This window comes from Kitasatospora sp. NPDC058965 (assembly GCF_042741245.1).
GTDB lineage: Bacteria > Actinomycetota > Actinomycetes > Streptomycetales > Streptomycetaceae > Kitasatospora.
In genome coordinates, this window is the sequence record NZ_JBHYKG010000441.1 from 1 (window position 1) to 5,448 (window position 5,448).

The window sequence follows — 5,448 nt, forward strand, 5'->3', positions numbered from 1 at the left end:
AACGGGCACCCCGCGGCCCCGCCCGACGGCCGGGCCCGGCCGCGCGGACCGGGCCCGGGGCGCGTCAGGCGGGGCCGAGCAGCACCGCGGTCGCGCGGTCGCGCTCCCGGTCGGTGCGGGCCTGTTCGGCGGCGACCACCAGGACCAGGTCGGCCTCGCCGCCGCCCAGCAGCAGCTCGGCCTCGGCGCGCCCGGCCGGCTCGCCGCCCGAGCCGAGCGCCACCACCGGACCGGTGAGCAGCCAGCGCGCCGCGATGTGGCCCAGCACGGCGTTCGGGTTGGACTGGAAGAAGAGCAGCGGTGGCACCCGCCGCCCGGCCGCCACCGCGCCCGCGACGGCGCGCGCGGTGCCGACGTCCCCGCTGCTGCTCACCAGCACCAGGGCGGTCCGCCCGGCGCCGCGGAGCGGAGCCGCGCCGTGCCACCTGGTCAGGCAGCGGTCGGCGGTCTCGGCCACCAGCGGGCTGAAACTGGAGACGGTGAACCCGGCCAGCGCGGGCAGGTCGGTGTCCCCGGGCTCGGGCCAGGCGGCCCGGGCCAGCTCGACCGTCACGGGGCGCCCACCAGCAGGGCCGTGTTCGCCCCGCCGAAGGCGGAGTTGACGGTGAGCAGGTAGGGCGCGCCCAGGGTGCGCGGCGCAGCCACCACCACGTCCAGCGGGCACTGCTCGTCCGGTCCCAGCCACCCGGCGTTCACCGGTATCTTCCCCTCTCCCAACACACCTATGGTCACTGCGAGTTCGAGCAGGGCCGAGGCTTCCAGGGCGTGCCCGTGGACCGCCTTGGTGGAGCTCACCGGCAGTCGGGCCGCCCGCTCGCCGAAGGCCAGCGCGAGCGCCGCGGCCTCGGCCGCGTCGCCGATCGGCGAACCGGTCCCGTTGGCGTTCACCCACCCGACCTGCTCGTCGGCCACCCCCGCGCGCTGCAGCGCGGCGCGCACCGCGCGGGCCAGCCCCGCGCCGCCCGGATCGGGCCGGCAGACGTGGTGGCCGTCGCCCGCCCGCCCCCAGCCGGCCAGTCGGGCCAGCCCGGACGGACCGCCGGCCCGCCCCGCCTCCAGCACCAGCGCCACCACCGCGTCCCCCAGCAGCAGTCCGTCCCGCCCCCGGCTGAACGGCCGCACCGCCCCCGAACGGGAGAGCGCCCGCCCCGCGTCGAACAGCGCGAAGGTGTCCGGCTCGACCAGGTAGCCCGCCGCCACCACCACCCGCTCGGCCCGGCCGGCCTCGATCAGTGCGGCGCCGTCGGCCACCGCGGTGGCGGCCGCCACGCAGGCACCGGTGTAGAGCTGCGGCGCAACCCCGAACCGCTCGGCGACCCGGGCGGCCACCGGACCGGCCCGCTCGTCCCCGTGCAGCGCGAGCAGCACGGGCGAGCGCCCGGCACCGGCCTCGGCGAGCACCTCGACCAGCTGGTCGGCGAGGTCCGGGGCGCCCGGCCGGGTGGCGGCCACCGGGGTGTCCCGGCCGACCGGCCGGAAGCGGTTGACGGGTGTGAAGGCCGGCCGGCCCGCGTACACCGCGCCGAGCAGGTCGGGCGCCGCCGACCGCACCGCCAGCGCGGTCACCAGCACCGGTACCGCGGTCATCCGCCGGCGACCAGCCGGTCCAGCGCCGCCACCGCCTGGCCCACCGTGTGCACGGACGCCAGGCCCGGGTGCTCCGGATCAAGCTCCACCCCGTACCGCTGCTCGGCCTCGGCCAGCAGCCAGGTCAGTTCGAGCGAGCCGATCTCCTCGTCCACCTGCTGCGGCGCGCGCTCACCGAAGGCGGCCAGCATCTCCAGCACGGCCTCCCGGGTGACCGTCATGCGCCGCCGCCGACCGGGGCGGCGGCGATCCGGCGGGCCACCTCGGCGGTGAACTCGTCGATCGTCATCAGCGCGGTGCTCTCCATGTCGTCCAGGTCGAAGCGCACCCCGAACTCCTCCTCGACCTGCACCGCGAGGTCGGCCAGCGCCAGCGACTCCAGGTCGAGGCCGGCCGGTCCGAGGTCGGTCGTGCCGGTCACCTCGGAGACGTCGTAGTTCATCTCGGTCAACGCGGCCAGCACGAAGCCACGGATCCGGTCCTGCATGGGAGTTCTCCTCGGGGTCGTCAACTTGCTCGGAGCGCGCCGGCGGCGTGCGCGCGCAGCGCGGTCACGTCGCGCAGCACCTTGCCGGTGGCGGTGCGCGGCAGCGCGGGCAGCAGCCCGAGCCGGCGCGGCAGCTTGTAGCCGGCCAGTTCCCCCGCCAGCCGCTCGCGCAGCAGGTCGGGGGTGCCCTCGGCCGCCGCGTAGGCCTCGATCGCGCCGTCCGCGAAGACCACCACGGCCTCGCGGACGCCGGGCAGCGCGGACAGCGCCTGTTCCACCTCGGTCAAGTCGACCTTGAGGCCGCCGATCGAGACCTGCGAGTCCTGTCGGCCGCGCACGGTGATCAGGCCGGTGGCCGGGTCGAGGTCGGCGGCGTCCCTGGTGTGCAGCAGGCCGTCCGACCAGCGGCCCGGATCGGTGGTCCCCAGGTAGGGCGACTCCGGTTGGGCCAGGTGGAGTTCGCCGTCGATCACCCGGGCGTGCATCCCCGCCACCGGTCGGACCGACGGATGCAGCTCGCCGGTCAGGTCGGTGGCGATGACGCCGATCTCGGTCATCCCGTACATGGTGCCCAGCGGCACCCCGTAGCGGGCCGCGAAGGCACCGGGCACGCTGGGCCGCACCAGCTCGCCGGCCACGATCATCCGGACCAGCTGGGGCGTGGGCGGCGGCTGGGCCATCCGGGCCAGCAGCTCGGCGTAGAAGGGCACGCCGAGCAGCGTGGTCGGCGCCTCCTTGGCGCGCACCGCGGCCAGGATCCCGGGCGGGGTGAGCCGCTCGGGGACCACGAGTTCGACGCCGGCGTGCAGGCTGTGCAGCAACCCGCCCACCAGGCCGAGGACGTGGACCGTCGAGGCGAGCAGCACGATCCGCTCGCCGCGTCCGGGGTAGTGCGCCAGCCGCTGGTAGCAGGCCAGTTCGCGGACCAGGTCGGCCGAGGTGCGGGCGATCACCTTGGACGGACCGGTGGAGCCGGAGCTGAGCTGCACCAGGGCGTGCGCACTGGTGGCCGGTTGACCGTCCGTCAGCGGTTCGACGGACTCGGGACCGATCAGGTACTGCGGCCGCAGCCGGTGCAGCGCCCGTTCGGTCTCGGCGGGGGTCAGCCGGTGGTCGAGCAGCGCCACCTGGGCGCCGAGCCGCCACGCCGCGAGCAGCGTGGTGACGTAGTCGAGCGAGGGCGGCACCCGTAAGGCGACGGTGCCGCCCGCGGTCAGACCGACCGCGGCGAGTTGCTGCTGCCGGCCGTCGACCAGCCGGCGCAGGTGCTGCCGGTTCACCGGCTCGCCCAGGTGCAGGCAGGGTTCGGCGGGATCGCCGGAAAGCAGGTAGTGGTCGACCCAACCTTCCACGCCTTCGGAAAATTGGGCCGCTGGAGCGGGATAACCAGTCAACGCCACTCCATGGCAGACAGAGTCGGTAATGGTTGACTTCTGGATGGTGCTTTCCCCGTGGCACTCGACCCTGGCACAGGAAATTTCCGGGGTCAAGGTCTATACCAATGGACGAGCCGCCGCCTACGCTGCCTGGCCGGAGTGGGCCGCGCGGCCCACCGGGAGGGAGTCCGGCCCTGTGGATTTGAACGTGGACGCGCCAAGAACGGAGCCCTCGGGGCCCCCTGCGGGCGCCGCCCGGGACTGGGACTGGGAGGACCCGGACGCACTCGCCGGGCACCTCGCGGAATTCTCCGCAGAACTCGCCGAATGCCGGCGGATCGAGGTCGTTTCGGACACCCTGCCGCGCACCGCCGAGGATTTTTCCGCGCTCGGTCTGGACGGAATTGAATTCGCCGCGTTCCGCACCAGGCACCCCCGCGGTCTCGGCTCCGACATCGCGCCGATGCACAGCGGGAATTCCCGCACCGAATTCGGCAAGGTCTACCGGATCGACGGATCGGCGCTGTTCACCATGCTCGACGTGGCCGCGCCGCTGCCGTTCGCCGACGCCAGCCTCGACTGGGTGTACGCGGAGCACCTGGTCGAGCACATTCCGCTGCCGGTGGCCGTCGGCTGGCTGCGCGAGGTCCGCCGGGTGCTGCGCCCCGGCGGCCTGCTCCGGCTCACCACCCCCGACCTGGCCCGCTACGTCGAGGGCTACGCCGAGCCGGCGGGCGGCTTCTTCGCCCGGCACCGCCGCCGGCTGCGCCTGATGCGGGTCGGTCCGCCGATGCCCGAGCGGCGCGCCTTCATGCTGAACCAGATCTTCTACCACTACGGCCACCGCTGGATTTACGACGAGGCCGAACTGCGCCACGCCCTGGGTGCGGCCGGTTTCCCGGCGGACGGAATGCGGCGCCGCACCTTCCAGCAGGGCGCCCGCCCCGATCTGGCCGAGCTGGACACCGTCTTCCGCAACGACGAGACGCTCTACCTGGAAGCCACGGCGAACTGAGTCCGCGTCAGTTTTGTCGCCACGGCTCCTCGACTCAGCGGAAATGAAGGATCTCCGATGCCCCATCATCCTCAGCTCAGATCCGTGTGCGAACAGCGGGCCGCGGCCGGCACCCCGCCGCTCTACACGCTGACCCTGGCGCAGGCCAGGGCGGCCGACCTGGCCGAGCTGCAGGCCGCCGGCGGCAGCCCCGAACCGGTGCACCAGGTGCAGGAGTTCACCATTCGCGGCCCGGCCGGCCCGCTGCCGCTGCGGCTCTACCGGCCCACCGCGGAGCCGGACCTGCCGGTGCTGCTCTACCTGTTCGGCGGCGGCTGGACGCTGGGCTGCCTGGACACCGCCGACGCCATCTGCCGCCGCCTGGCCAACGAGGCGGGCTGCGCCGTGGCCGGCGTCGGGTACCGCCTGGCGCCCGAACACCGCTTCCCCGCCGCGCTCCTCGACTGCCGCGCGGCGCTCGACTGGCTGGCCGCGCAGGCGACCGCGCTGGGGCTGGCCGCGGACCGGCTGGCCGTCGGCGGGGACAGCGCGGGCGGCAACCTGGCCGCGGCGCTCACCCTGCTGTGCCGCGAACGGGGCGGCCCGGCGCTCCGCCACCAGCTGCTGGTCTACCCCAACACCGACCACGGTGCCGACACCCCGTCCCGCCACGAGGCGCGCGACCCGCTGCTCTTCAACCGCTGGTCGGTGGACTGGTACTGGGGGCACTACCTGGCCTCGGCCGCGGACGGCGCCGACCCGCTGGCCTCGCCGCTGCGCGCGGCCTCGCTGGCCGGCCTGCCGCCCGCCACCGTGATCACCGCCGAGTACGACCCGCTGCGCGACGAGGGCGAGGCCTACGCGCACCGGCTGGCCGAGGCCGGCGTCCCGGTCGAGCTGCGCCGCTACGACGGCATGGCGCACGGGTTCTTCGCCATGGCCGGCGTCTTCGACGACGGGGCGCAGGCGCAGCGGTACGCGGCCGGGCGGGTGCGCGCGGCGCT

7 protein-coding genes are annotated in these 5,448 nt (G+C 74.9%); 2 read left to right on the top strand and 5 right to left on the bottom strand.

What is annotated here, in order from left to right; all coding sequences use genetic code 11:
• Positions 1-64: 64 nt before the first annotated feature.
• From ACFW1A_RS37960 to ACFW1A_RS37980, 5 genes are read right to left on the bottom strand one after another with little or no spacing between them, the layout of a single operon-like run.
• Positions 65-553: a hypothetical protein gene (locus ACFW1A_RS37960; protein ID WP_380417776.1), complete on the bottom strand. Its 489-nt coding sequence runs from the start codon at positions 551-553 to the stop codon at positions 65-67.
• Entirely contained in the window at positions 550-1,587 is a 1,038-nt protein-coding gene (locus ACFW1A_RS37965) for a beta-ketoacyl synthase N-terminal-like domain-containing protein (protein WP_380417778.1), read from the bottom strand. Before ACFW1A_RS37965 ends, ACFW1A_RS37960 begins: the two co-directional genes overlap by 4 nt.
• Complete coding sequence (locus ACFW1A_RS37970) at positions 1,584-1,808, bottom strand: acyl carrier protein (RefSeq protein ID WP_380417780.1); 225 nt, start codon at positions 1,806-1,808, stop codon at positions 1,584-1,586. The genes ACFW1A_RS37965 and ACFW1A_RS37970 overlap by 4 nt, the downstream gene beginning before the upstream one ends.
• Entirely contained in the window at positions 1,805-2,074 is a 270-nt protein-coding gene (locus tag ACFW1A_RS37975; RefSeq protein ID WP_380417782.1) for an acyl carrier protein, read from the bottom strand. The genes ACFW1A_RS37970 and ACFW1A_RS37975 overlap by 4 nt, the downstream gene beginning before the upstream one ends.
• Positions 2,075-2,094: 20 nt before the next feature.
• Positions 2,095-3,426, bottom strand: coding sequence for a class I adenylate-forming enzyme family protein (locus tag ACFW1A_RS37980; RefSeq protein WP_380417784.1), 1,332 nt, complete (start codon positions 3,424-3,426; stop codon positions 2,095-2,097).
• A gap of 70 nt (positions 3,427-3,496) precedes the next feature.
• Here ACFW1A_RS37980 and ACFW1A_RS37985 point away from each other — a divergent pair, with 70 nt between their 5' ends.
• Both ACFW1A_RS37985 and ACFW1A_RS37990 read left to right on the top strand, forming a co-directional pair.
• A complete protein-coding gene (locus tag ACFW1A_RS37985) occupies positions 3,497-4,465 on the top strand; it encodes a methyltransferase domain-containing protein (protein ID WP_380417786.1) in 969 nt (322 codons plus the stop codon).
• Between the two features lie 57 nt (positions 4,466-4,522).
• The coding region (locus ACFW1A_RS37990; RefSeq protein WP_380417788.1) for an alpha/beta hydrolase at positions 4,523-5,448 on the top strand (926 nt) is incomplete at its 3' end.

Coding starts and splice junctions, on each gene's coding strand:
- ACFW1A_RS37985 (WP_380417786.1), top strand. CDS start 3,497: ATGGTTGACTTCTGGATGGTGCTTTCCCCGTGGCACTCGACCCTGGCA.
- ACFW1A_RS37975 (WP_380417782.1), bottom strand. CDS start 2,074: ATGCAGGACCGGATCCGTGGCTTCGTGCTGGCCGCGTTGACCGAGATG.
- ACFW1A_RS37965 (WP_380417778.1), bottom strand. CDS start 1,587: ATGACCGCGGTACCGGTGCTGGTGACCGCGCTGGCGGTGCGGTCGGCG.
- ACFW1A_RS37970 (WP_380417780.1), bottom strand. CDS start 1,808: ATGACGGTCACCCGGGAGGCCGTGCTGGAGATGCTGGCCGCCTTCGGT.